General features: G+C 25.6%; 22 protein-coding genes. 21 read left to right on the top strand and 1 reads right to left on the bottom strand.

Annotated elements, in window-relative coordinates; genetic code table 11:
- Positions 1 to 28 precede the first annotated feature (28 nt).
- The 18 genes from OM90_RS01565 to OM90_RS01650 all read left to right on the top strand — a co-directional run bounded on the left by OM90_RS01565 (position 29) and on the right by OM90_RS01650 (position 18,397).
- On the top strand, positions 29 to 1,270 hold the full coding sequence (locus OM90_RS01565; protein ID WP_058485127.1) for a DUF1015 domain-containing protein: 1,242 nt from the start codon (positions 29 to 31) through the stop codon (positions 1,268 to 1,270).
- 364 nt (positions 1,271 to 1,634) lie between these two features.
- Complete coding sequence (locus tag OM90_RS01570; RefSeq protein WP_058485128.1) at positions 1,635 to 2,564, top strand: sigma-E processing peptidase SpoIIGA; 930 nt, start codon at positions 1,635 to 1,637, stop codon at positions 2,562 to 2,564.
- A gap of 24 nt (positions 2,565 to 2,588) precedes the next feature.
- Positions 2,589 to 3,326: an RNA polymerase sporulation sigma factor SigE gene (gene sigE, locus OM90_RS01575; protein WP_058485129.1), complete on the top strand. Its 738-nt coding sequence runs from the start codon at positions 2,589 to 2,591 to the stop codon at positions 3,324 to 3,326.
- A 73-nt stretch (positions 3,327 to 3,399) separates the two neighbouring features.
- The gene (gene sigG, locus OM90_RS01580) at positions 3,400 to 4,173 is read left to right on the top strand and encodes an RNA polymerase sporulation sigma factor SigG (protein ID WP_058485130.1); all 774 of its coding nucleotides are present in this window, start codon (positions 3,400 to 3,402) and stop codon (positions 4,171 to 4,173) included.
- 121 nt (positions 4,174 to 4,294) lie between these two features.
- On the top strand, positions 4,295 to 4,558 hold the full coding sequence (locus OM90_RS01585; RefSeq protein ID WP_058485131.1) for a YlmC/YmxH family sporulation protein: 264 nt from the start codon (positions 4,295 to 4,297) through the stop codon (positions 4,556 to 4,558).
- Between the two features lie 110 nt (positions 4,559 to 4,668).
- The gene (gene nrdR / locus OM90_RS01590) at positions 4,669 to 5,133 is read left to right on the top strand and encodes a transcriptional regulator NrdR (RefSeq protein WP_058485132.1); all 465 of its coding nucleotides are present in this window, start codon (positions 4,669 to 4,671) and stop codon (positions 5,131 to 5,133) included.
- Positions 5,134 to 5,147: 14 nt separating this feature from the next.
- Positions 5,148 to 7,484 (top strand): anaerobic ribonucleoside triphosphate reductase, encoded by a 2,337-nt coding sequence (locus OM90_RS01595; RefSeq protein WP_058485133.1) that lies wholly within the window; start codon positions 5,148 to 5,150, stop codon positions 7,482 to 7,484.
- Positions 7,485 to 7,743: 259 nt separating this feature from the next.
- A complete protein-coding gene (gene cas6 / locus OM90_RS01600) occupies positions 7,744 to 8,475 on the top strand; it encodes a CRISPR-associated endoribonuclease Cas6 (protein ID WP_058485134.1) in 732 nt (243 codons plus the stop codon).
- Positions 8,476 to 8,946: 471 nt separating this feature from the next.
- Entirely contained in the window at positions 8,947 to 10,731 is a 1,785-nt protein-coding gene (locus OM90_RS01605; protein WP_058485135.1) for a Cas10/Cmr2 second palm domain-containing protein, read from the top strand.
- A complete protein-coding gene (locus OM90_RS01610; RefSeq protein WP_058485136.1) occupies positions 10,728 to 11,264 on the top strand; it encodes an RAMP superfamily CRISPR-associated protein in 537 nt (178 codons plus the stop codon). The genes OM90_RS01605 and OM90_RS01610 overlap by 4 nt, the downstream gene beginning before the upstream one ends.
- Entirely contained in the window at positions 11,261 to 12,436 is a 1,176-nt protein-coding gene (locus OM90_RS01615; protein WP_058485137.1) for an RAMP superfamily CRISPR-associated protein, read from the top strand. The genes OM90_RS01610 and OM90_RS01615 overlap by 4 nt, the downstream gene beginning before the upstream one ends.
- Positions 12,429 to 12,791, top strand: coding sequence for a hypothetical protein (locus OM90_RS01620; protein WP_242860841.1), 363 nt, complete (start codon positions 12,429 to 12,431; stop codon positions 12,789 to 12,791). Before OM90_RS01615 ends, OM90_RS01620 begins: the two co-directional genes overlap by 8 nt.
- A complete protein-coding gene (gene csx7, locus OM90_RS01625; protein ID WP_058485138.1) occupies positions 12,791 to 13,552 on the top strand; it encodes a type III CRISPR-associated RAMP protein Csx7 in 762 nt (253 codons plus the stop codon). The genes OM90_RS01620 and csx7 (OM90_RS01625) overlap by 1 nt, the downstream gene beginning before the upstream one ends.
- Entirely contained in the window at positions 13,545 to 14,336 is a 792-nt protein-coding gene (csx7, locus tag OM90_RS01630) for a type III CRISPR-associated RAMP protein Csx7 (RefSeq protein ID WP_058485139.1), read from the top strand. Before csx7 (OM90_RS01625) ends, csx7 (OM90_RS01630) begins: the two co-directional genes overlap by 8 nt.
- Positions 14,320 to 15,177, top strand: coding sequence for an RAMP superfamily CRISPR-associated protein (locus OM90_RS01635; protein ID WP_058485140.1), 858 nt, complete (start codon positions 14,320 to 14,322; stop codon positions 15,175 to 15,177). Before csx7 (OM90_RS01630) ends, OM90_RS01635 begins: the two co-directional genes overlap by 17 nt.
- An 11-nt stretch (positions 15,178 to 15,188) precedes the next feature.
- A complete protein-coding gene (locus OM90_RS01640; RefSeq protein ID WP_058485141.1) occupies positions 15,189 to 15,698 on the top strand; it encodes a hypothetical protein in 510 nt (169 codons plus the stop codon).
- A 27-nt stretch (positions 15,699 to 15,725) separates the two neighbouring features.
- A complete protein-coding gene (csx2, locus tag OM90_RS01645; RefSeq protein WP_058485142.1) occupies positions 15,726 to 16,880 on the top strand; it encodes a TIGR02221 family CRISPR-associated protein in 1,155 nt (384 codons plus the stop codon).
- Between the two features lie 17 nt (positions 16,881 to 16,897).
- On the top strand, positions 16,898 to 18,397 hold the full coding sequence (locus OM90_RS01650; protein WP_058485143.1) for a TIGR02710 family CRISPR-associated CARF protein: 1,500 nt from the start codon (positions 16,898 to 16,900) through the stop codon (positions 18,395 to 18,397).
- A 248-nt stretch (positions 18,398 to 18,645) separates the two neighbouring features.
- On the opposite strand, the gene OM90_RS01655 is transcribed toward OM90_RS01650, so the two are convergent.
- Positions 18,646 to 20,175: a YifB family Mg chelatase-like AAA ATPase gene (locus OM90_RS01655; RefSeq protein ID WP_058485144.1), complete on the bottom strand. Its 1,530-nt coding sequence runs from the start codon at positions 20,173 to 20,175 to the stop codon at positions 18,646 to 18,648.
- A gap of 257 nt (positions 20,176 to 20,432) precedes the next feature.
- Between OM90_RS01655 and dprA the strand changes: the two genes are divergently transcribed.
- The 3 genes from dprA (at position 20,433) to codY (ending at position 24,688) form a co-directional block, all read left to right on the top strand.
- Entirely contained in the window at positions 20,433 to 21,545 is a 1,113-nt protein-coding gene (gene dprA, locus OM90_RS01660) for a DNA-processing protein DprA (protein WP_058485145.1), read from the top strand.
- 15 nt (positions 21,546 to 21,560) lie between these two features.
- Positions 21,561 to 23,624 carry a type I DNA topoisomerase gene (gene topA / locus OM90_RS01665; RefSeq protein WP_058485146.1) on the top strand — a complete coding sequence of 688 codons (2,064 nt, stop codon included), beginning with the start codon at positions 21,561 to 21,563 and terminating at the stop codon, positions 23,622 to 23,624.
- Positions 23,625 to 23,911: 287 nt separating this feature from the next.
- Positions 23,912 to 24,688, top strand: a complete 777-nt coding sequence (gene codY, locus OM90_RS01670; protein ID WP_058485147.1) for a GTP-sensing pleiotropic transcriptional regulator CodY — start codon at positions 23,912 to 23,914, stop codon at positions 24,686 to 24,688.
- Positions 24,689 to 24,996 lie beyond the last annotated feature (308 nt).

Below are 24,996 nucleotides of genomic sequence, written 5' to 3' on the forward strand. Positions count from 1 at the left end.
GGAAGTTTTTTAAAAAAGGAGGACTAAAATGGCTATTTTAAGAAGTTTTAAAGCAATAAGGCCAAGAAAGGATATTGTACATAAAGTAGCTGCGTTACCATATGATGTCATGAGTAGTGAAGAAGCAAGAAATATGGTAAAGGATAATCCCTATTCATTTTTACATGTTGATAGAGCAGAAATAGATTTAGATAGTGACATTGATTTATATGATAAAAAGGTGTATGAAAAGGCAAGAGATAATTTAAATAAAATGATAGATGAAGGGATATACATAAAAGATGATAAACCTTATTTATATATTTATAAATTAGTCATGGATGATAGAGAACAAATAGGGATTGTAGGATGTACTTCTATTGATGAATATCGAGATAATATAATAAAAAAACATGAATTAACAAGAGAAGATAAAGAATTAGATAGAATAAATCATGTAGATTATTGTAATGCTCATACAGGACCAATATTTCTAACTTATCGTTCTAAACAAGAAATAAATAATGTAATAAAAGTTTGGATGAAAAATAATGAACCAGTATATAATTTTAAAACAGAAGACAACATTAAACATATTATTTGGGTAATAGATAATGATAATATTATAGAAAAAATAAAAGAATATTTTAAAGAAGTTAAATATCTATATATTGCAGATGGACATCATAGAGCAGCTTCTGCTGTAAAAGTAGGACTTAAGCGAAGAGAAAAAGGATTTTCAGGAGATGAAGAATTTAATTTCTTTTTATCCGTTTTATTTCCCCATGACCAATTACACATTATGGATTATAATAGGGTAGTAAAAGATTTAAATGGATTATCGGAAGAAGAATTTTTAAATTCTTTAAATGAAAAATTTATTGTTGAAAAATTAGAAGATAATGAACCTTGTAAACCAGTTAAAAAACATGAATTTGGGATGTATATAAACAATAAATGGTTTAAATTAACAGCTAAAAAAGGTAGTTTTAATATAAAAGATCCAGTAGAAAGACTTGATGTGTCAATTTTGCAAAATAATATTTTAGAGCCTATTCTTGGTATAAAAGACCCTAGAACTGATAAAAGGATTGATTTTGTAGGTGGAATTAGGGGATTAAAAGAATTAGAAGCAAGAGTACATAATGGAATGAAAGTAGCTTTTTCTATGTATCCAACAACTATAGAAGATTTAATGGATATTGCAGATGCTAACAAAATTATGCCTCCTAAATCTACTTGGTTTGAACCTAAATTACGCAGTGGAATATTTATTCATTCTTTATCTTAAAATAAAATTTATAAAAAATTCAATTTATTGTAACAAAAATGTAACAATTATAGTTCATATTATTGATGTAATTAAATATAGATTGTTGAATAATTATGGAATTCAATAACAGCTTATTCCCCTATTATTTTAAGCTATTTATCCTTTTTGTCATATTTTATTTTTTAATTTTAAATATTATATTTATTTATTGTTTATTCAACAATCTATTCTAATTTTTTGAGATATGGTTTACCATATCTTTTTTTTTGCAATCAGATGATTTTACAAAAAATGGATAAATATTTTTGTATAATAGTAATATGAATTTTGGATAAATAATATACATGGAATAAGTAATTATATAAATGGGGGAAGTTTAACGATGAATGGCTCTTTTCAGATAGAAATATATGCAGATGTAGTATTTGTTCTTAATTTTATAATGGATTATTTTATATTATGGATAGTAAGTAAAATTATTAAACAAGATATTACTATAAAAAGATTATTATTAGGAGCATTTTTAGGAGCTATACTTTACTGTTTAATGATATTTATACCTGTATTTAGAGCAACATATAATTTAATAGGAATTATAATATTACCTATGATTCCTTTAATAATTACTTATAAACCTAAAAGTATAAAAAAACTTGTAAAGATATTTATTTTATTTCATATTACTGCTTTTTCCTTAGGTGGAATTGGAATTGCCCTATTTTATTATTTAAATATAGGGAAATTAATTAAAAATGTTCTTGATTTTAGAATAGAAAATTTTCCTATTGTATTACTTATAGTTTCATGTATTATATCTTATTTTCTTATAAAGATTATATGGACTTGGATTAATAAATTTTTAAATAAAGAAGGGATTGTATATCCAATTAATATTTATTTCAATGAAAAAAAAATATGTACAACTGCTTTATTAGATACTGGTAATGCTTTATATGACCCATTTAGTAAAAATCCTGTCATTGTTGTTGAATTTTCTTCTATTAAATCTTTTTTACCGGATTCTATTCAAAATATATTTAATAATAATAAAGAGAATGACTTAGATTTACTTATAAAATCTATTATAAAAACTTCTATTAGTTCAAAAATAAGAATGATTCCTTTTTCAAGTTTAGGAATGCCAAATGGTATGTTATTAGGATTTAAACCAGATCAAGTTGAAGTAATAGAAAAGGATAATAATATAACTGTGTTAAAAGATGTAGTAATAGGAATATACAATCAAAGGCTTTCGCAAGATAATAAATATCAAGCATTACTTCATCCTGACATATTTCATAAAATAGCATAATTATATTAAATAAGGAGGAATAATATGCAAATATTTAAAGAAGTTAAATTTAAGATTCAACATTTTTGGAATGAGTTACTAAATACCATGGGGCTAGATAAGAGGGATACCATATATTACATAGGAGGAAGTGAAATATTACCACCACCTTTAAATAAAGAAGAGGAAAATGAACTTATAAATAAATTAGGTGGGGAAGACGACTTACATATAAAATCAGTTTTAATAGAAAGAAATCTTAGATTAGTAGTATATATAGCTAGAAAATTTGAAAATACAGGGATTGGAATAGAGGATTTAATATCTATAGGAACTATAGGACTTATTAAAGCGATTAATACTTTTAAACCTGATAAAAAAATTAAATTGGCAACTTATGCTTCTAGATGTATTGAAAATGAAATTCTTATGTATCTTAGAAGAACTAATAAATTAAAGACAGAGATTTCTATAGATGAACCCTTAAATGTAGATTGGGATGGAAATGAATTATTACTTTCAGATATATTAGGAACTGATCCAGATATTATTTATAGAAGTATTGAAGATGAAGTTGATCATGAATTGTTAAATAAGGCTATGAATAAATTATCTAATCGAGAGAAAGAAATAGTAGAACTTAGATTTGGACTTAAAGGAGAAGGAAAAGAAAAAACTCAAAAAGAAGTTGCAGATCTTTTAGGGATATCTCAATCTTATATATCAAGATTGGAGAAAAAAATAATTTATAGATTAAAAAAGGAAATAAATAGAATGAGTTAAATCAAATGTATAATTTAGTTTCCTCTGGTAATCATTTTAATAAGTGAATTATAATGATACTGGAGGGAACATCATGGCAATCAACAAAGTGGAAATATGTGGGGTAAACACCTCTAAATTACCTGTTCTTAGTAATAAAGAAAAAGAAGAATTATTTAAAAGAATTTTAGAAGGTGATCAGGAGGCAAGAGAAGCATATATTAAAGGGAATTTAAGATTGGTATTAAGTGTTATACAAAGATTTAATAACAGAGGAGAACATGTAGATGATTTATTTCAAGTAGGATGTATTGGACTTATAAAAGCTATAGATAATTTTGATATAACTCAAAATGTAAAATTTTCAACTTATGCAGTTCCAATGATTATAGGAGAAATAAGAAGATATTTAAGGGATAATAATTCCATAAGAGTAAGTAGGTCCCTTAGAGATACAGCGTATAAAGCATTACAAGTTAAAGAAAAATTAATACGTAAAAATTCTAAAGAGCCTACTATTACAGAAATAGCAAAAGAATTAGGAATGCCTAAAGAAGATGTAGTATTTGCCTTAGATGCAATACAAGAACCTATTTCTTTATTTGAACCGGTTTATCATGATAATGGAGATGCTTTATATATTATGGATCAAGTAAGTGATGATAAAAATCAAGATGAAGCATGGTTAGAAAATATTGCTATAAATGAAGCTATGAAAAAATTAAATGAAAGGGAAAAACATATATTATCATTACGATTTTTTGAAGGAAAAACTCAAATGGAGGTGGCTGAAGAAATAGGAATTTCTCAAGCACAGGTTTCAAGATTAGAAAAAACAGCCCTTAAACATATGAGAAAGTATATATAAAAAATAAATGATAAAAAATAATTATGCACTATATGAAATCCTCATATAGTGTTTATTTTATTGTGATTTTAAAAAAATTTTTGAATATAATGTAATATAATATTGAAAGAGGGGATTAATTTTGGTTAGAATTTATGATATGAAACAAAAAGAAGTAATTAGTACTTTAGATGGGTCCCGATTGGGATATATATGTGATATAGAAATAGATTTGCATGAAGGGAGAATTAAAAAAATTATTGTTCCAGGGCCTGGAAAACTTTTAGGTTTTTTTGGTAAGGATATGGAGTATCAAATTCCTTGGAATAAAATAAAAAAAATAGGAGAAGATATTATTTTAGTAGATATTACTTCCGAAGATGTATTAAAAGAGTCAGAATATTAAAACATAGTTTGTGAAATTTAGAAAATATTATAAAATGAATTGACTAACAATATTTTGTGGTTTATAATTTTAAGTACACAAAATATTGTTTTTTTATGAGGAGGAATGAAATGAAGTGCCCTTTTTGTAATGGAGAGGATACTAAGGTAGTAGATTCTAGACCTTCAGAAGAAAATAATTCTATTAGAAGAAGAAGACAATGTGAAAAATGTGGAAGACGTTTTACAACTTACGAAAAAATAGAAACTATTCCTATTATGGTTATAAAACGGGATGGAACAAGAGAAGTTTTCGACAGAAACAAAATTTTAAATGGGATTGTTAAATCTTGTAATAAAAGATCCATATCAATGCAAGAAATGGAAAGTATAGTAGATGATGTTGAAAATGTAATTTTTAACACCCTTCAAAAAGAGGTTCATAGTACTCAAATAGGAGAACTAGTTATGGAAAAATTAAAAGCAGTGGATGAAGTTGCTTATGTTAGATTTGCATCTGTATATAGGCAATTTAAAGATATAAATACATTTATGGATGAATTAACAAAGTTATTAAAAGCAAAACAAAATAAGTAGTAGGGGGATTTATTATGTTAATGAAAGTTAAAAAAAGAGATGGAAGAATTGTAGAATTTAATCAAGAAAAGATAGCAATGGCTATTTATAAAGCAGCTATGTCTGTTGGAGGACATGATTACAAAACTGCACAAAAACTTAGTAATGATGTAGTAGAATATTTAATAAATACTCTTCCTAAAGATGAGATTCCAGATGTTGAAACTATACAGGATAGTGTAGAAAAAATATTAATTGAAAGTGGGCATGCTAAAACTGCAAAATCTTATATTTTATACAGAGCAACTAGAACAAGGATAAGAGAAAGTCAAACAAGACTTATGAAAACATATCAAGGTATCACTTATGAAGAAGTAGAAAAAAATGATTTAATGAGAGAAAATGCTAATGTAGACGGTAATACAGCTATGGGGGCAATGCTTAAATACGGTTCAGAAGGAGCAAAGGAATTTTATCATTTACATGTTTTAAATCCAGAGCATTCTAAGGCTCATCAAGAAGGAAGAATTCATATACATGATTTAGACTTTTTAACTTTAACTATGACTTGTTGTCAAATAGATATTATTAAATTATTTAAAAATGGATTTTCTACAGGACATGGTTTTTTAAGAGAGCCTCAAGATATTTCAAGTTATGCAGCTCTTGCAGCAATTGCTATTCAAAGTAATCAAAATGATATGCATGGAGGACAATCCATTCCAAATTTTGATTTTGGATTAGCACCAGGAGTGGCGAAAACTTATATTAAATTATATAAATCTAATTTAGCTAAAGCTCTTGAATTTTTATTGGAAATTTCTAATGAAGAAGCAAAAGAAATTGCTTATAAAGTTGTTGATACAATAAAAGAGAATAGAGGTTTAACTCCTCAGTTAGATATGAAAGATGAATATATTAAACTAGAATCAGAAGAAATAAAAAAATATTTGAATATAGATAATACAGATTTAATAAAAAAAGCTCAAAAATTTGCAATAAAGCATTCTAAAAAAGAGGTTGATGAAAAGACCTTTCAAGCTATGGAAGCGTTTATACATAATCTTAATACAATGCATTCAAGAGCTGGAGCGCAAGTTCCTTTTAGTAGTATTAATTTTGGAACAGATACGTCTCCAGAGGGAAGAATGGTATCTAAAAATCTTTTATTAGCTACAGAAAGAGGCCTTGGTAATGGAGAAACACCTATATTCCCTATATCAATCTTTAAAGTTAAAAAAGGGATTTCTTTTGAAAAAGATGACCCAAACTATGATTTATTTAAATTAGCTTGTAGAGTAAGTGCTAAGAGACTTTTCCCTAATTTTAGTTTTTTAGATGCTCCGTTTAATAAAATTTATTATGAAAAACATGGTACAGCAGGAGAAGTAGCTTATATGGGATGTAGAACTAGAGTAGCCGCTAATAATTTTGATCCTAGTAGAGAAATTACTTATGGTAGAGGGAATTTAAGTTTTACTTCTGTTAACTTACCTTATATAGCCATTATTTCAAAAGGAAATAAGGAAGTATTTTTTGATAAATTAAATGAAACTATTGATTTAGTTATTGATCAATTATTAGAAAGATTTGAAATTCAAGCCAAGAAAAAAGCTAAAAATTTTCCATTTTTAATGGGACAAAAAATATGGATTGATTCAGATAAATTAGATAGAAATGATGAAATTAGAGAAGTTATAAAACATGGAACATTAACTATGGGATTTATAGGCCTTGCAGAAACTTTAAAAGCATTAATAGGCAAACATCATGGAGAATCTAAAGAAGCTCAAGAATTAGGACTTGAAATAGTTGGATTTATGAGAAGACGTATGGATGAAGCTAGTGAAAAATATGGACTTAATTTTTCTTTGATTGCATCTCCAGCAGAAGGATTATCCGGAAGATTTACAGCTATAGATAAAAAACGTTTTGGAATTATAGAAGGAGTAACTGATAGAGAATATTATACTAATTCTTTTCATGTACCAGTATATTATCCTATATCAGCTTTTGAAAAAATAAAAATAGAAGCTCCTTACCATGAATTATGTAATGGAGGGCATATTACTTATATAGAATTAGACGGAGATCCTGCAAAGAACTTAGAAGCCTTTGAGATGATAGTGAAATCAATGGCTGAAATGGGAGTAGGATATGGATCTATTAATCATCCAGTAGATAGAGACCCTATTTGTGGATATAATGGAATTTTAGACAATGAATGTCCTAAATGCGGTCGTCGTGACGGAGAAAATGGAGTGTATTTTGAAAGAATTAGACGTATTACAGGATATTTAGTAGGAGATTTAAGTAGATGGAATAATGGAAAAAGAGCAGAAGAAAGAGACAGGGTAAAACATGGAATATAAGAAATAATTTGTTGAATTAATTTAATAAATAATAAAGTTTAGTATGTTAAATTAAATTTAAAATAAAAGTTATTAAAATTTTGGTTATTTGTTAATAGTTAAGGTGGGATTTTTAAAATCCCACTTGTTTTAAATTTAGAATTAACAGGCCTATTTAGATTTCTTATATTTTTAAAAAGGGTTTTAATATTTATTGTAGTAATATATAATCGTACTAACTATTAATTTAAAAAAAGTATCTAAAAGAGAGGATTTTTATATGAGAATAAATATTATATTAAAAGGAAATGGTCCAATTAATTTACCTTTATCATATAATCAAACTATACAAGGATTCCTTTATAAAAATCTTTCTGATCCTTATTTACGAGATTTTATACATAATAAAGGATTTAATAAAGAAAAAAGAATATTTAAATTTTTTTCTTTTTCTAGGTTGGAAGGAAATTTTAAAATAAATAATAATAAAAAGAGAATAATATTTACGGATAAGGTCACTTTAAAGGTTACCTCCATGTTTCCGCCTTTTATTGAAAACTTAGCTAATACTTTAATTAAAGAAGATAATCTTACATTAGGGACTAATATAGTTAAAGCCAAGGAAGTTTTTTTAGAAAAACCTTCAATAGAAGAAAATATGAAAATTAAAACTTTATCTCCAATAGTGATTTATAGTACCTTGTCTAATGAAAATAAAAAATTTACTCATTATTATTCTCCACAAGAAAAACAATTTGCAACAATGATTAAAGAGAATCTTATAAGAAAAGCAAGTATATTTAATTCAAAATCTAAAAATATGGATTTTGAAATTAAAACTATAAGCTATAATAAAAATCCTAATATAATTCGTTATAAAAATTTTATCATAAAAGGATGGATGGGTACTTTTGAATTAAAAGGAGATATTGAACTTATAAAGATTGCTTATAACTATGGTCTTGGGAGTAAAAATTCTCAAGGATTTGGAATGATCGAAAAAATTAGTTGAATACAAAAAGTATATTTTTTATAAAATAAATACTGTCGATCTGTAATAGTGTAAAGTATAGAAGGTCGACAGAAAATAAAATTTATATATTTACTATAAAATAAGGATGAATAAAAAAAGATAATATTTATAATATAGAATATAAATTAAATAAAAATCAAAAATATTATACATTATGTTTATATGTTTTATAGATTACTTAGAAGGAATTGAAATATTATATTTATTTTTTATGGATATACATTTGTGGCAGTTTATATAATACTTATAAAGAAATAAAAATACAAAATAATACATTTGTGCATAAGTATAGAAATCTTATTTAAAAGATTTCTTTTTTTATGTAAATTTTTATATTAATATCTTGTTTTTTAGAAGCAAAAATTGAAAATATAAAAATTTTAAGATAATATATAATTGTGGGTTAAATTACAAATATATAAAATAATTTATATTCAAAGGAGGGATATGATGGAGAATATGATGTGTCTATATCCCAAAACTATGGATATAGCGGAATTTAATCAAGGATATAATGAAATAAAATCTCATATAAATAATGAAAAAATAGAGATTTTAGAAAAATATAAAGATTATCCTTATATATTTAAAGATAATAATGGGAAAAATGTCAAAACACAAGCTTCTATTTATGATGTAGTAAGGCTATATGTAGCTTTAGACTATATTATTTCAGGTAAAGAAAATAAAAAATTTGATAGAATAAAATCGTATAAGCAATTTTTTACAGAAGAAAAAACAAAATTAAAATCCTTTATTCATGCTTATTTAAAAGGAGAAAAAGAAGAAGATTTTAAAGAAATAGAAATAGATTTAGTAAAAGGTTCTATTTATAAAATAAAAAAGTATTTTTTGGAAAATGACAAAATTAAAGATATTCGTGGAGGAAGTGTATTAATAGATTATCTTAATATTCAAGTTACAGACAATATAATACAGAATCATTTGATTGATGAATGTAAGATATATAGTGGGGGAGGTAATATAGTTTTAATTACTCCTAAAGATAAGGGGGAACATATTTGTGAAATTTTAGAAAATAGATATTTTGAGATAGCTTTAACCGTACAAAATGCCTTTGAATTTATTCCTACCAACATAAATACATTTTTATATGATTTTAATGAAATTTCAAGAGAATTAACTATAAAACTAGAAGAACGAAAAAAATCTAAAATATATCAAATAAATCCAGATAGTGAAGTGGAAATAACTATAAATAATAAAACAATTCATTTTTCTAAAGATGAAAAGGTACAATCTAATGAAATTTGTCCTTTATGTCAAGTAAGAGATGGGAAATATATTATAAATACTGCTGAAGGGGAAATAGTAGCTTGTCCTTCTTGTTTTAGAAAAAATAAAGCAGGAAAGGATAAATCAAGATTTATGCAAGAATATCAAAATATAACTGGTGGAGAAGTAAAAAAGTCAATTAAAGTTATAGAAGATTTAAAAGATAAAAATAACAATATTGCTGTAATTTATGGAGACGGGAATAATATGGGGAATGTTGTAAAGAATATTGACACTCCATTTAAAATGGCATATTTTAGCCGAAAAACTGATGAAATAACTAAATCTTGTGTATATAATGCTATAAAAAAGAACATGCAGGGAAAAGCAAGGTTTGAGGTTATAGCTTTAGGAGGAGATGATATTTTTATTATAGTTCCAGCAGATTATAGCTTGGAAATATCAAGAGATATTGTTACAGAATTTGATAAAAAATTTAATTATGAAATAACCATGTCTGTAGGTATTTGTATAGGAAAGTTTAATACTCCTATTAGAAATATGTTTTCTATTGCACAAAAAAAATTAAAATCAGCAAAGCAATATGTAAAATCTAAAAAACTTAATAAAGGATCAATTGATATAGAAGTGCTTAAGGGTGTAGGATTAATTGATTGGAATAATAAAAGAAAAAGCTTTTTTCCTGCCAGTGCAGAAGAAGTATCAAGATTTATTTCAATTTTGAAAGAAATGAAAAATAATTCTAAAATTAAGCCTTCTCAAATATACAAATTTAGATATGCAGCTGAAAAGATGGAAAAAGAAGAATTTAAGCTCTTTTATTTATATCAGCAATCCCGTATAGGCAATGAATATTCAAAATATATGAAAAAATTGTATAACTTTAAAGATATCAATGAATTACTTGAAAATATAGATGATTTTCCTTGGAAAGATATTACGGATTTATTTGATTTAATAAGGGGGGATTTTGATTGATTAAAAAGGAATATCAAGTTGATATAGAGTTTAATTCCCCATTCCATATATCATCTGGAGTAGTAGAGAATGGTTTTATAGATGAATATATAATCAAGAAAGGTCAAAATCCATATATTCCCGGATCTACTGTAAAAGGAAAGGTAAGAAGTTATTTTAGAATGCTTTTGGAAAGTAAAATGAATAGATTAGATGCAGAAAAAATAGAAGCTTTAATATTTGGAGGAGAAGGATATAAGCCTTCAAAAATATATTTTGAAGACTTTATTTCAAATAAGCCCAAAAATACAGATATAAGATATGGAATAAGAGTTGATAGATATAAAAAGACTGCAAAAGATAAAGGATTATTTAATTATGAAATAGGAGAAAAAGGAATTTATACTGGAAAGGTGATTATTTATTTTGATGATATTACTATAAATTATAAAGAAGATTTAGAAATGGCATTTTTAATGGTTGATGCTATTGGAAAAGGTAAGAGTAAGGGACTTGGACATTGTAAAGTGTTTATTAGGGAGGTGACAAAATGAATATTAGAATGAAATTTAATTCTCCCTTATTAATAGGAGGTAAAAAGTTAACATCTAATTTTATACAAGGAATCGATTATATTCCTGGAAATGTTGTTAGAGCGGCTTTTGCTAGGCATATATTAAATCATTGTGCCGTTAATAGAGAAAATTATGTTGAAATTAATAGAGAAAAAAAATATAACTGGGTATATTTTAGAAATCTAGACGAATGCAAAAAGTGCATATATAAAAATATTTGTAAAAAATTTAGTGATATAGAATTTTCATTTTTCTATCCAGAAGATACAGAAGTAGTTCCTCTTACAGCTATGAAGTGTAAAGAAAATGATGAACATGGATATATAGATTGTTTGGTGGACGAAAGAAAATGTAAAAAATGTGAACAAAGAGTAGAATTTTCCACAGGCTTAAGAAAAAATGATAAACCATATTCTGTTATATGGAATTACTTTACTAGAACTTCCATAAATCCATACACTCAAACTTCTAAGGATGGTTCTTTATATACCTTAGTAGCAGTAGAAGGAACAACTAAGGAAAATGATAAAATTAATAGCTATTTTAAAGGGAAGATTGAAGGAATAAATGAAGAAGAATTAAAATTATTTAATGATTTACGTATTGGGAAATATATATCTTCTGGTTTTGGACAAGTTGAATTAGAAATAATATATGAAAATAAAACAGAGGATCAGTCTTTAATAATTAACAAAATGAAAAAATTCGATAAAAAATTTAAAAATTTATTAAAAAAAGAAAGAAATTTTAAAAATAACAATTTAGATAATTTTTTAGATGATAATTTAAATTATTTTGCTATTTTATTTGTTTCTGATGTTAAATTACCTCATATAGAATTAAATGGTTATAAAAAAACAGAAGAATATAAAAAAGAATGGCAAAATCTATTAGATATTAGCGAAGATTATGCCATACAAATGATTTATGGAGAAACTAATATATATAGGGGATATGATACTTCTAAAGGAACAAATGATAATCGAAAAAGTGCAGTATTACATTTACAAAAGGGCAGTGTTATTGTATTAAAGACTAATAATTCCTTTGAACAGATTTATAAAGATTTCTCTAATAAAACCTTTGGGTTAGAAACAGAAAATGGATTTGGATGGATTAAAATTTATGATGGAGGGGTAGATAATGAATAAAGAAATAAAAAATAAAATTTTAGAATACATAGATGAAATTAAAAGTAATAATATATTTTGGGAAAAAACAGGGAGTAAAAATTTAGGTAGTACAAATATTAGAAATATGGCTACAATAGCTTTAAATGCTGATTGTTATAAGGAATTGGAATTATATATAGCATATAAAATAGCAAGAGGAAACGGATGGGAAAAAAATTTTAAAGATAATAAAAAATTTGGAGAAATTATTTTAGAATATATGGATAAAATAAAAAAACTTTCTGATACAGAAGAAGAAGCCTTATCAAATATCAGTAAATTTTTTGGCTATTTATACTGGTTTAGAAAAAGTATTGAGAAAGGAGGAAAATAATGTTATTTAATAAATTTCAAAATAAGTATATTATAAAGGGAACATTATATGCCTTAACTCCTCTTCATATTGGTTCAGGACAAGAAAATTTTGACCCTGTATTAGCAGATAATACTGTTATAAGAGATCATAAAGGAATTCCTTATATTCCAGGAAGTTCATTAAAAGGGACTATTAGATCATATATTGAAAGGATTCTTTATAGTGGAGTATATAAAGGATTAAATTCCTGTTTAATTGTTAATGAACCTTGTGTTTCAGATGACGATATTAAAAAAATAAAAAAAGAGATAAAAGATAAAAACTTAAATGATAAAAAAGAAGCAGAAGAAATATACAGTAAGCTTTGTAGTGTTTGTAAATTATTTGGTTCTAATTATTTTGCTTCTAAGATACATATTAGAGATGCCAACTTAAAATCAGGAGAAAAGGTATATATTGATATGAGAGATGGAGTGGCTATAGATAGGGATACAGGAACAGAAAATAATAAATACGATTTTGAGTGTGTAAGTTCAGGAAGTAAATTTGATTTTTATATGACCGTTGATAACATTGAAGATGAACTTTTAGAAATATTAAAGTTAATTATAAGCATATTAAAAAATGGAGATTTTCGCATAGGAGGAAAGACTTCTGCAGGATTAGGAAGTATCCAATTACAAGAAGTAAAAATTTATAAAATTACTATGGATAATCTAAAAACTTATTTAGAAAAAGGATTAGAAGCTTTAGAAGAAATGGAGTGGGAAAATGTTTAAAAAATTACATAATGAAGCCTTTATTTCATATAAATTAAAAACAGTTAGTCCACTTTATATTGGAAGTCATAATGAAGATAGTTTAAATCCTAATGCAGTGGATAATTCATTTTTAACTGTATATCGTGATGGTAACCCTGTTCCTGTTTTACCTGGGACAAGTTTAAAGGGAGTTTTACGTTCTAATAGCGAAAAAATTTTAGAGGGTAGTTGCGACCCTTTAAGAAATAATTGTGGGAAAAAAGTAGATAGGAAAAAAGATGATGGAACGGCAAGGTATAAAAAAAGTTGCCCAGTATGCAAACTATTTGGTTCAACTGCATTAAAAAGTAGAATTCTTTTTGGAGATGCTTATCCTGAAGGAGAATATAAAATAGGGGCAAGAAAATCTGTGGCTATTGATAGAATTACTGGAGCTGCAAAAGGAAGTGCTTTATTCGATTTTGAATATGTAGAAGATGCTTTATTTAAAGGAAATATACAGATTCAAAATTTTTTTAAATGGCATATAAAATTACTAATAGATTTATTTGAAAGGATTAATGAGGGTTATATTGTTTTTGGAGGTTTTACTTCTAAGGGATTTGGAAGAATGAAATTAGAAGAATTTAACATTGTATTAAGATACTATGATAAATCAAAATGTAGTAATGAATATATAGATAAAGGATTTTACATGGAGAAAAAAATAGAAACATTTGAAGATATAAAGAATTTATTACAGAATATATTATTAACTAAAAATGAAACAGATAGGTGTGAATACAATGAAAAAGCCATATAGTTTTATACCTTTTTTACCTATGAAAGAATATAAGAAAACTGGGAACGAAGAAGGGAAAATTGATATAAAATTAGAAGTCTTAACACCAGTACATATTTCATCGGGACATTTACAAGAACATAATAATTTATTATATAAACAATTTGTTAAATTCAATAATAGACCTATTATTCCTGGTACTAGTTTAAAAGGATGTATTCGTTCCATTGCAGAGGCAATATCTTATAGTTGTTACCCTAAATCAAAAAATGTAGATTATAAAAAATTTTCTAAAAACAAACTAGATGAAAGTAATAACTGTATTATATGCAATATGTTTGGGGCTATGGGAAAGAAAAGCAAAATTAGATTTGAAGATTTACAGCTTAGAGAAGAAGATATAAAAAATAAAATGATTATATTAAATATTCCACAATTTTATCCTCCTAGACCTGAAAATAATTTATATTTAGAAAATAATAAGTATAAAGGTTATAAATTTTATCATCATGGGGATAAAAAAATTTTAGAAAAAGGGAAATTTCCTTATGAATTTGTAAATATAGGAGGAATATTTGAAGGAAGTATAAGATTTGAAAATATGACAGAGGAACAAGTTAATTTACTTTGTTTTTCTTTAGGACTTAATGGAAGAATTCAGCCTAAAATCGGATATGGAAAACCTGCTTATTATGGAAGTGTTAAAATAACTACTAATGAACAAAAATGGATAGAAAAAGCAAATAAATATGAAAATCAATCTTCGGAAGAAGTTAAAGGAAATATTAAAAAGTTAATAAATATATTAAATTATGATAGATCCAAAAGAAATATAAGTGAATGGGAAAATGGCATGTATTAGGAGAGATGTTTATGGAAAACAAAGGACTACTTTTAGAAGCATCAGAAAGAGCTGCAGAATTTATTAATAAAAATCACTATTCAAATTTTATCTCAAAAATTTTAGAATTATTACACGTAGCAAAATATTCTAGTGATGATGAATATGAACAAAAACAAAAATTTTTTAGATTATTATATCAACTTAAAAATTCAGCTAAAATAGAAATTATAGGTGGAGGAAAAGAATTAAAAAATGGATTTAAAGAATTTGTAGATAAATATATTAAATTAAAGAAAAAAGAAGGATTTATTTTAGAAAATGAAGATTTTAAAGATTGTACTTTAGAAGAAATAGAATATATTTTAGGATGGACAAGAAGATTAATTAAGGAAGATAAGAATAAAAATACAAAAAATAAAAACTTTAACAAAAAAGTTAAATATAAAAGAAATTATAGAGGTAGTAAAAATATGTCTAATAATAGTATTGGTAGTTCAGTAATGCAAAATGCATTTAAAGGGTTGGATATTAAATTTTAAGAAGTATTTTTAAAGGAGCGAGTAACTTTGGAAAAAGTTTTAATATCTGTTATAGGGAAAAATACATATCCGGAAACTGAATATATTTTTAAAGGAAAAAGCATAAGAAGTAATTTAGTAATGGATGTCTTGTACAATGAAATTAAACTGGATCAAATTTATGTTTTAGGAACAGAAACATCTTTGTGGGAAAATATAGATAAGACAAATATTCCTTATAAAAAGATAATTATTCCTTATGGCGAACAAAATGAAGATTATATTAAAATTTTTAAAACTATATCTACAATAGAAGTAAAAGATAAAGAAATATATATAGATGTAACCCATGGATTTCGTTCCATTCCTTTTTATTTATTTTCAGCTCTTAATTATTTTAGTATTATACAAAATGCAAAAATTAAAGGATGTTACTATGGGATGTATCGTGGAGAAGGAGAACAAGCACCCATAGTAGATATGCAATCATTAATGGAATTACAAAAGTGGATTGGGGCTTATCATGTTTTTAATTCCAGTGGAATTTCAACTGAAATTGCTGATCTTTTAGATGAAAAACAAAATGATTTTTATTTAAATAAAGAAGTAGATAAAAGTAAAGGCCCTAAAAATTTAAAAAAAGTTTCTAAAGCATTAAAAGATTTATCTTATGCTATAGGATTAAATTATACAAAAGAAGTAAAAGATACTGCACATATATTACTTGATTTATTGCAAGATAAATCTGTTGAAGAGGAAATAGAATATTTTGTAAAACAATTTTCAATAATTGTCCCTATGCTTAAAGAAGATTTGAAAAATATTGTGGAACATGAATATCACTGGCAAATACAATTATTTTTAGCAGAATTATATTATCGTTATAACAGATATACAAATTGCCTTACGACTCTTAGAGAGTTAATTATTACATATTTAATAGAAATGGTAGAAAATAAACCGGAATATATTTATAACCGTAAATATAGAGAAAGTATATCCAATAAATTGCATGAAAAAGACCATAAGAATGAAGATATAAAAAAAATAAAACAATTATATAAAGATATTTCAGATATGAGAAATGTCTCAGGACATGGAGGAATGAGGGAAGAAGGACGAATGCGCTTGGGTGCTGCAAAAGAAAAAATTAAAGATAAGATTGATTTATTAAAGTCAATTTTATTAAAAATTAGTAGGTAGATAATCGGAGGATTATAATGAATACAAGAGAAATACAGCAAAAAACATCTATCTGGATGTCTATGGAAAGAGCTACAAAAGAACAAAGGGATAGAGCGGAAAAATATTATGAAAAAGAATTAATGCCTTTAATTATAGAAAGCTTTATTAACAGGGGAAAGAATATTATTAATAAACCAGAATATATGATTTTATCTGTAGGAACTTCCTATGAACCTTTGGTACTTTCTTTAAAATTATTAAATCCTAACAAAGTATTATTTTTATATACTGAAAAAACAGAAGAAAAAATCGATAAAATATTGGAATTTGTAAATTTAAAAGCAAGCCAATTTAATAAAGAAAAAGTTGAAGAAACAAATTCTTTAATAATATATCAAAAAATTAAAAAAGTTTATTTAGAATGGGGAAAGCCTGAAAAAATATATGTTGATTTTACAGGAGGAACAAAGGCCATGTCAGCAGCTACTGCCATGGCCGGAGCTATGTTAGGAGCTCAATTAATTTATATAGGAAATAAGGAATATTTAAAGGATTTTAGAAAACCATATCCTGGCACAGAATTTTTAGAAAAAGTACAAAATCCTTACAATGTTTTTGGAGATATAGAAGAGGAAAGAGCTAATGATTTATTAAATCAACATGATTATGTAGGAGCAAGAAAGATATTTGAATCTTTAGTTGATAAAGTGCCAGATCCTAATAAAAAAGAGTATTTTTATGTACTATATTTAATTACTTCAGCATATGAATACTGGGATTCCTTAGAGTTTAATAAAGCTTTATTAAATATGAATAAGGCAATAGAAGAAATAGAAAAATATTCTTTATTAAATTCTAAGTTTATAATGTTAGATAAATTAGAATTATTAAGAAAACAAAGTGAATTTTTAGAGATAATGACTAATAATACTAAAAAAATTAGGAAAAATAATCCTATGGCAATACTTTTGAAAATAGAAGAAATACTTCCTCTTATGTTTACAGTATATCATAATGCTAAAAGAAGAAGTGAACAGGAAAAATATGATATGGCATCTTTATTATTATATAGACTTTTAGAGATGATAATGCAAAGAAGATTAGTTACTTATGAAATAGATGTTTCAAGACCCATATATAATAAGATTTTTAAAAATAGAAATGAGTTAAATATTTTTAAAAATAAAGTAATTGAATATAGAAAAAAAGTTTATGGGAAAAATATAAACATAAATCTTCCTAATAATATTACTTTAATGGAAGGATATATTCAGTTAGCAGCTCTTAAAGATAAATTAATCTATGAAACTGATAAAATTAAATTTTTAAAAAGTATTTTTAACAAAATAAAAATACGCAATTATAATATATTTGCTCATGGATTTTACTCTTTAACTCAAGAAGAATATAAGGATTTTGAGAATTTTGTGCTAAATATTTTTGAACATTTTTGTAAAATAGAAGGAGTCGATAAGAAGAAATATGAATATTATATGAAATTTATTCATCCAAAAGAATCAAAATATTATCAGTAGAATTTTTTAAAATTAATAATCTGATAAAAATTGATTTTAGGATATTTAGTTTTTTACTAAATATTATATTATAAAATATATTAACTTTAGAATAAATATCAAATACAATGGATGAAAACATATAAATATTTTATTTATATTTGTATATTTTGTAAAAAAATAATGTAATAATATTTTAAAAGCTTCAGTATTGTAATTCTACATTTTATAAAAATATAAAAGTAGTAAATACTGAAGCTTAATTTATGTTAAGCCCAATATTTTCTATCTAAACTTCTATACTGTATAGCTTCACTTAGATGTTGAAGTCCAATTTTTTCTTCTCCTTCTAAATCTGCAATAGTTCTTGATACTTTAAGGATTCTATGATATGCTCTAGCACTTAAATTAAGTTTTTCAAAAGCATTTTTAAGTAAGTCTCTTTCTTCTTTTCCTAAAACACAATATTTATCAATTTGAGAAGCACTAAGTTGTGCGTTAAAGTAAATAGATTCATTTTTATATCGTTCTTGTTGTATTTTTTGTGCCTGCAAAACCCTTTTTTTAATACTAGCAGAAGATTCACTTTTTTCTTTAACATCTAAATCATCATATTTAACAGGGGAAGCTTCTACATGAATATCTAATCTATCTAATAAGGGACCAGATATTTTTGATAAATATTTTTTAACTTGTTCAGGTTGACAATGGCATTTTTCATCATCTCCTAAATAACCACAGGGGCATGGATTCATAGAACAAACAAGCATAAAACTAGCAGGATATGTTAGGGTAGCATTTACTCTAGATATGGTGACTTCTCTATCTTCTAAAGGTTGTCTTAAAACTTCTAGAACATTTTTATTAAATTCTGGTAATTCATCTAAAAATAGCACTCCATAATGGGATAAACTTACTTCGCCAGGTTTAGGAATTCGTCCTCCTCCAATTAAAGCACTATTAGATACTGTATGGTGAGGTGCTCTAAAGGGTCTTGAGGTTATTAATGATTTTTTATTAGGAAGGAGGCCTGTGACACTATATATTTTTGTTATTTCAATACTTTCTTCAAAAGATAGGTCAGGAAGAATAGTAGGAAGTCTTCTAGCCATCATAGTTTTTCCAGAGCCAGGAGGGCCAATCATAAGTACATTATGAGATCCAGCAGCAGAAATTTCTAAGGCTCTTTTAACATGTTCTTGTCCTTTAACATCTGCAAAGTCTAAAGTATTGTTAGTATTGTTTTTCATAAGGGAGTTTATATCTATAATAGTTCTAGGAATAATTTCTTCTTTTTTTAAATGATTTATAGCTTCTTTTAATGTATGTACTCCTATTACTTCTATGTCTTCTACAATAGCTCCTTCTTCCGCATTTTCAAAAGGAACTATACATTGTTTAATTCCTTTTTTTAGAGCTGAATATACCATAGGTAAAATACCATTAACAGGTCTTACTTTTCCATCTAAGGAGAGTTCTCCTATTATCATAGTTGAATCTAAAATTTCTTTATCTATAGGGTCGTTACAGCTAATAATGCCAATGGCAATAGGAAGGTCAAAAGCAGAGCCTTCTTTTTTAGTGTCTGCAGGAGCTAGATTAACAGTAATTCGTTTTATTGGAAATAGAAATTCTGAATTTTTTATAGCAGCTCTCACTCTTTCTTTAGATTCTCTAATAGATGAATCAGGAAGCCCTACAAGATCAAACCCAGGTAGTCCTTCACTTAAATCTACTTCTACATCTACAAGATAACCATTAATTCCGTAAAGAGCACAACTTTTTATTTTACTAATCATTTTTTTCTCCTTTAACTTTAAATGTATTTTAATTAATAAAAAATTTATAATATTTTTATTATGGTTTAAAATTATTAATTAATATCAATTATATTATTCCACATTTTTACAACACGTATAACTAAATTTTAAAATTATATTGATATTTAAATAAAAAATAGTAAAATATATAATATTATATCTTATAGAAAAATATGGTTTAAAATATAGATTATACAAATAAAGAGTATTAATAATAATAAAAGGTGGATGATAATATGAATAATGATAGAGATGGTTATTTATATTGGATTTGGATAACTACTATAAAGGGAATAAGAAAAAATATTATAAAAAAACTTTTAAATTATTTTAAAACTCCAGAAAATATATGGGAACAAAATTTAGAAGAATTAAAGTTTAGATTTAAATTATCAGATAAAGAAATTAGTATTTTTGAAAAGTCAAAAGATCTTACATTAATAGAAAAATGGATAAAAAAATTAGAACAAAAAAATATTTCTTATTATCCTATAAATCATCCTAATTATCCAGATATTTTAAAAAACATTCCTAATCCTCCTTTAGGTATTTATGTTAAAGGAAATACAATACCTTTTAAAAAAAGATATCTTGGCATAGTAGGAACAAGAAATTGTTCTGAATATGGACGAAGAGTAGCAAGTAAATTGTCAAAAGAACTTTCTTCTAAAGGAATAGGAATTATTAGTGGTTTAGCAAAAGGAATTGATACGGTTGCTCATAAAAGTACTTTAGAAGTAGATGGATTTACAATTGCTGTTTTAGCTAATGGAGTTGATATATGTTATCCAAAATGTAATATGGAATTAATGAAAAAAATAGAAGAAAAAGGTACTATAATTTCTGAGTTTCCTCCTGGTACAAGACCTATTCCAGGATTTTTCCCTTTAAGAAATAGGATAATTAGTGGACTTAGTCAGGGAGTTATTGTTATTGAGGCAGGAGAAAAAAGTGGAGCTCTTATTACAGCAGATTTAGCCTTAGAACAGGGGAAAGAAGTATTTGCAGTTCCTGGGAATATCTTTAATAAATCTAGTATAGGAACTAATAAACTTATTCAGCAAGGAGCAAAATTAGTAATGAATATAGATGATATTTTAAGTGAAATTATGGATAATTTTTATATAAACCAGTATAATAAAGAATTACAATATAAAGAAAAAATAATTAATAGACTTGCAAAGGAAGAAAATATGGTATATGATTGTATAAGTTTTGAGCCTTCCCATATTGATATTTTATCTAGTAAAACTCAATATCCTATGAATAAACTTCAAAGTATACTTACATTGTTAGAGCTAAAAGGATTAATAAAGCAATTACCGGGTAAGAGATTTATACGAAGTTAATAATGGAGGGGTATTATGGCAAAATATTTAGTTATCGTAGAGTCTCCAGCTAAAGCAAAAACAATTAAAAAATTTTTGGGGAGATCTTTTAAAGTGGAAGCGTCCATGGGACATGTTAGAGATTTGCCTAAAAGTCAATTAGGAGTAGATATAGAAAAAGATTTTGAACCTAAATATATAACTATTAGAGGAAAAGGTGAATTATTAAAAAAATTAAGAAAGGAAGCTAAAGCCGTAGATAAAGTTTATTTAGCAACTGACCCAGATAGAGAAGGGGAAGCTATATCTTGGCATTTATATCATGCCCTTGGATTAGAAGAAGAAAAAACTAGTAGAATTACGTTTAATGAAATAACTAAAAATACAGTTAAAAATTCTATTAAAGAAGCAAGAAAAATTAATATGAATCTTGTAGATGCTCAACAAGCAAGAAGAGTTTTAGATAGAATAGTAGGATATAAAATAAGTCCACTTCTTTGGAGAAAGGTTAGAAAAGGGCTTAGTGCAGGAAGAGTTCAATCAGTAGCTTTAAGATTAATTTGTGACAGAGAAGAAGAAATTAGAAATTTTATTCCAGAAGAATATTGGACTATAGAAGCGAATTTTATGACTTCTGAAAATAAAAATTTTAGTGCAAAGTTCTATGGTTTAAAAGATAAAAAAATAATAATTCATTCAAAAGAAGAAGTTGATGATATTCTTAAGGAAATAAAAGATAAAAAATATATAGTAGAAGAAGTTAAAAAAGGAGAGAGGATAAAAAATCCAGTTGAACCTTTTACAACCAGTACTCTTCAACAAGAAGCTTCTAAATATCTAGGATTTTCCACTCAGAAAACCATGAGAATTGCACAACAATTATATGAAGGAATTGATTTAAAAGATGAAGGGACAGTAGGTCTTATTACCTATATTCGTACGGATTCTGTAAGAATTTCTAAAGAAGCTCAAGAACAGTGTAGAGAATATATTGAAAATGTTTTTGGGGAAAAATATATAAATTCAAAAAAATCATTATATAAAAGTAAAGAGAATGCTCAAGACGCTCATGAAGCTATTAGACCTTCTTATGTGAATAAAAATCCAAAAGAAATAAAAGACTCATTGTCAAAAGACCAATATAAACTTTATGAATTAATATGGAGAAGATTTGTAGCTAGCCAAATGGCTCCAGCTAAGTATGATACTTTTTCTATTAAAGTAAGTGCAGGGAAGTATTTTTTTACTACTTCAGGATCTTCTCTTAAATTTGATGGTTTTCTTTCAGTTTATAATAGAGAGGAAGAAAAAGAAACAAAAGTAGGATTTGATATAAAAGAAAACGAAGAGTTAAAATTAATAAATTTAAAAGAAAAGCAACATTTTACCCAACCTCCAGCAAGATATACAGAAGCATCTTTAGTAAAAACTTTAGAAGAAAATGGTGTAGGAAGACCAAGTACTTATGCTCCTACCATCACTACTATTTTAGCTAGAGGATATGTAGTAAAAGAAAACAAAGCTATTTGTCCAACTGAATTAGGAGAAATAGTGAATGATATTTTAAAAAAATATTTTGAAAAAATTGTAGATGTTGATTTTACAGCGCATATGGAAGAACAATTAGATGAAGTGGAAAATGGGGATGTACCGTGGAAAAAAATTATTAGAGAATTTTATCCTGACTTTGAAGAAACTTTAAAAATTGCTGAAAAGGAAATAGGAAATATAAATTTAGAAGAAGTAACAGATATTATTTGCGAAAATTGTGGAAGAAATATGGTTGTTAAATATGGAAGATATGGAAAGTTTCTAGCTTGTCCTGGATTTCCAGAATGTAAAAATACAAAGCCTTTATATGAAGAAGCAGGTGTTAATTGTCCTGTTTGCGGAGGAAAAGTTATAATAAGAAAAACAAAAAAGGGGAAAAAATACTATAGTTGTGAAAATAGTCCTAAATGTAATTTTATGTCTTGGGATAAACCTACTGGTGAAAAATGTCCAGAATGTGGTAGTTTTTTAGTGGAAAAAGGAAAAAAACAGGTTAATATATTTTGTAGTAATAAAGAATGTTCTTATAAAAGAACAAGTAAAAAATAAAATATATTCTTGATTTTATATATAAAAAAAGTAAAGTTTTTAAATAAATTTATTGTATAACTTGTTTTTTTGTATAATTAATGATAAGATATATTTGAAAGAAAAGAGTAACTATTTAGAAAAATTTTACAATAAAGTTGACTAAGTCAGCTTTATTTTTTTGAAAACTAAATTGAGATAGAGGTGAAAATATAAAAAAATATATTTGCAATTGTATAAAGTAAGAATTTTTAGAACAGAATATTAGACAGATAGAAATAAAAAATACTTTTAGAGGAGGAAATAATATGTCAGTAGAACTATTAGAGAAAACAAGAAAGGTAAATAGATTATTACAGCACTCAGGATCGGACCCAGTTATATTTAATGATATATGTAAAGTACTTAGTGAAGTTTTATCTTCTAATTCACTTATTATAAGTAAAAAAGGTAAAATTTTAGGAATACATTATATTGATTCTTCTAGTGTTTTATTAAATGCTGAAGAAGATAAATTAGGAAGTTTTATTGAATCTCAGTTTAATGATAAATTATTAAATATTATTGAAACTAAAGAAAATATATTATTATCTGAATTTAATTTACAAGGGTATCAAAATGACATAAGTAAATATAATAGTACTATTATTCCTATTAGTGCAGGAGGAGAAAGATTAGGAACTCTTTTATTGTATAAAGAAGAAGGAGAATATATTACAGAGGATTTAATTTTAGGAGAATATGGGGCAACTGTAGTAGGATTAGAAATACTTCGTTCTCAAAGTGAAGAAACAGCTGAAGAAATTAGAAAGACAACTATTGTAAAATCTGCCATAGGAACTTTATCCTATTCAGAGTTAGAAGCAATACTTCATATATTTGAAGAATTAAATGGGTCAGAAGGATTATTGGTAGCTAGTAAAATTGCAGATAGAGTTGGAATTACAAGATCTGTTATTGTTAATGCTCTTAGAAAATTTGAAAGTGCTGGAGTAATTGAATCCCGTTCTTTAGGGATGAAAGGAACCTATATAAAGGTTTTAAATGATGTTCTTTTAGATGAATTAAATAAACTTAGAAGATAAAACAGTAAAATAATAAAAATTGTAAAAAAGCAGCAAAAGCTGCTTTTTTTTTATAAATTTTTATTTTAATTTATATTTTATAAATTTTATGCAATAAATTTTTACTATGAATTTTTTTGAAATAGGTCGAATTTATCAATGAAATATAGTTGCCCTTTTGTTATGTGCTGTGTATAATGTAAACAAAAGTATTTTTAAATAAAGATTTGGAGAATTTTTTCTAAAAATGTCAAACATAATATAAAAATAAATTAAAATGCCGAGTAAGATTTTGCAATAAAATTACTTATAATAATTTTATTAAATTC

The organism is Defluviitalea phaphyphila, from assembly GCF_001466305.1.
Taxonomy (GTDB): domain Bacteria; phylum Bacillota; class Clostridia; order Lachnospirales; family Defluviitaleaceae; genus Defluviitalea_A; species Defluviitalea_A phaphyphila.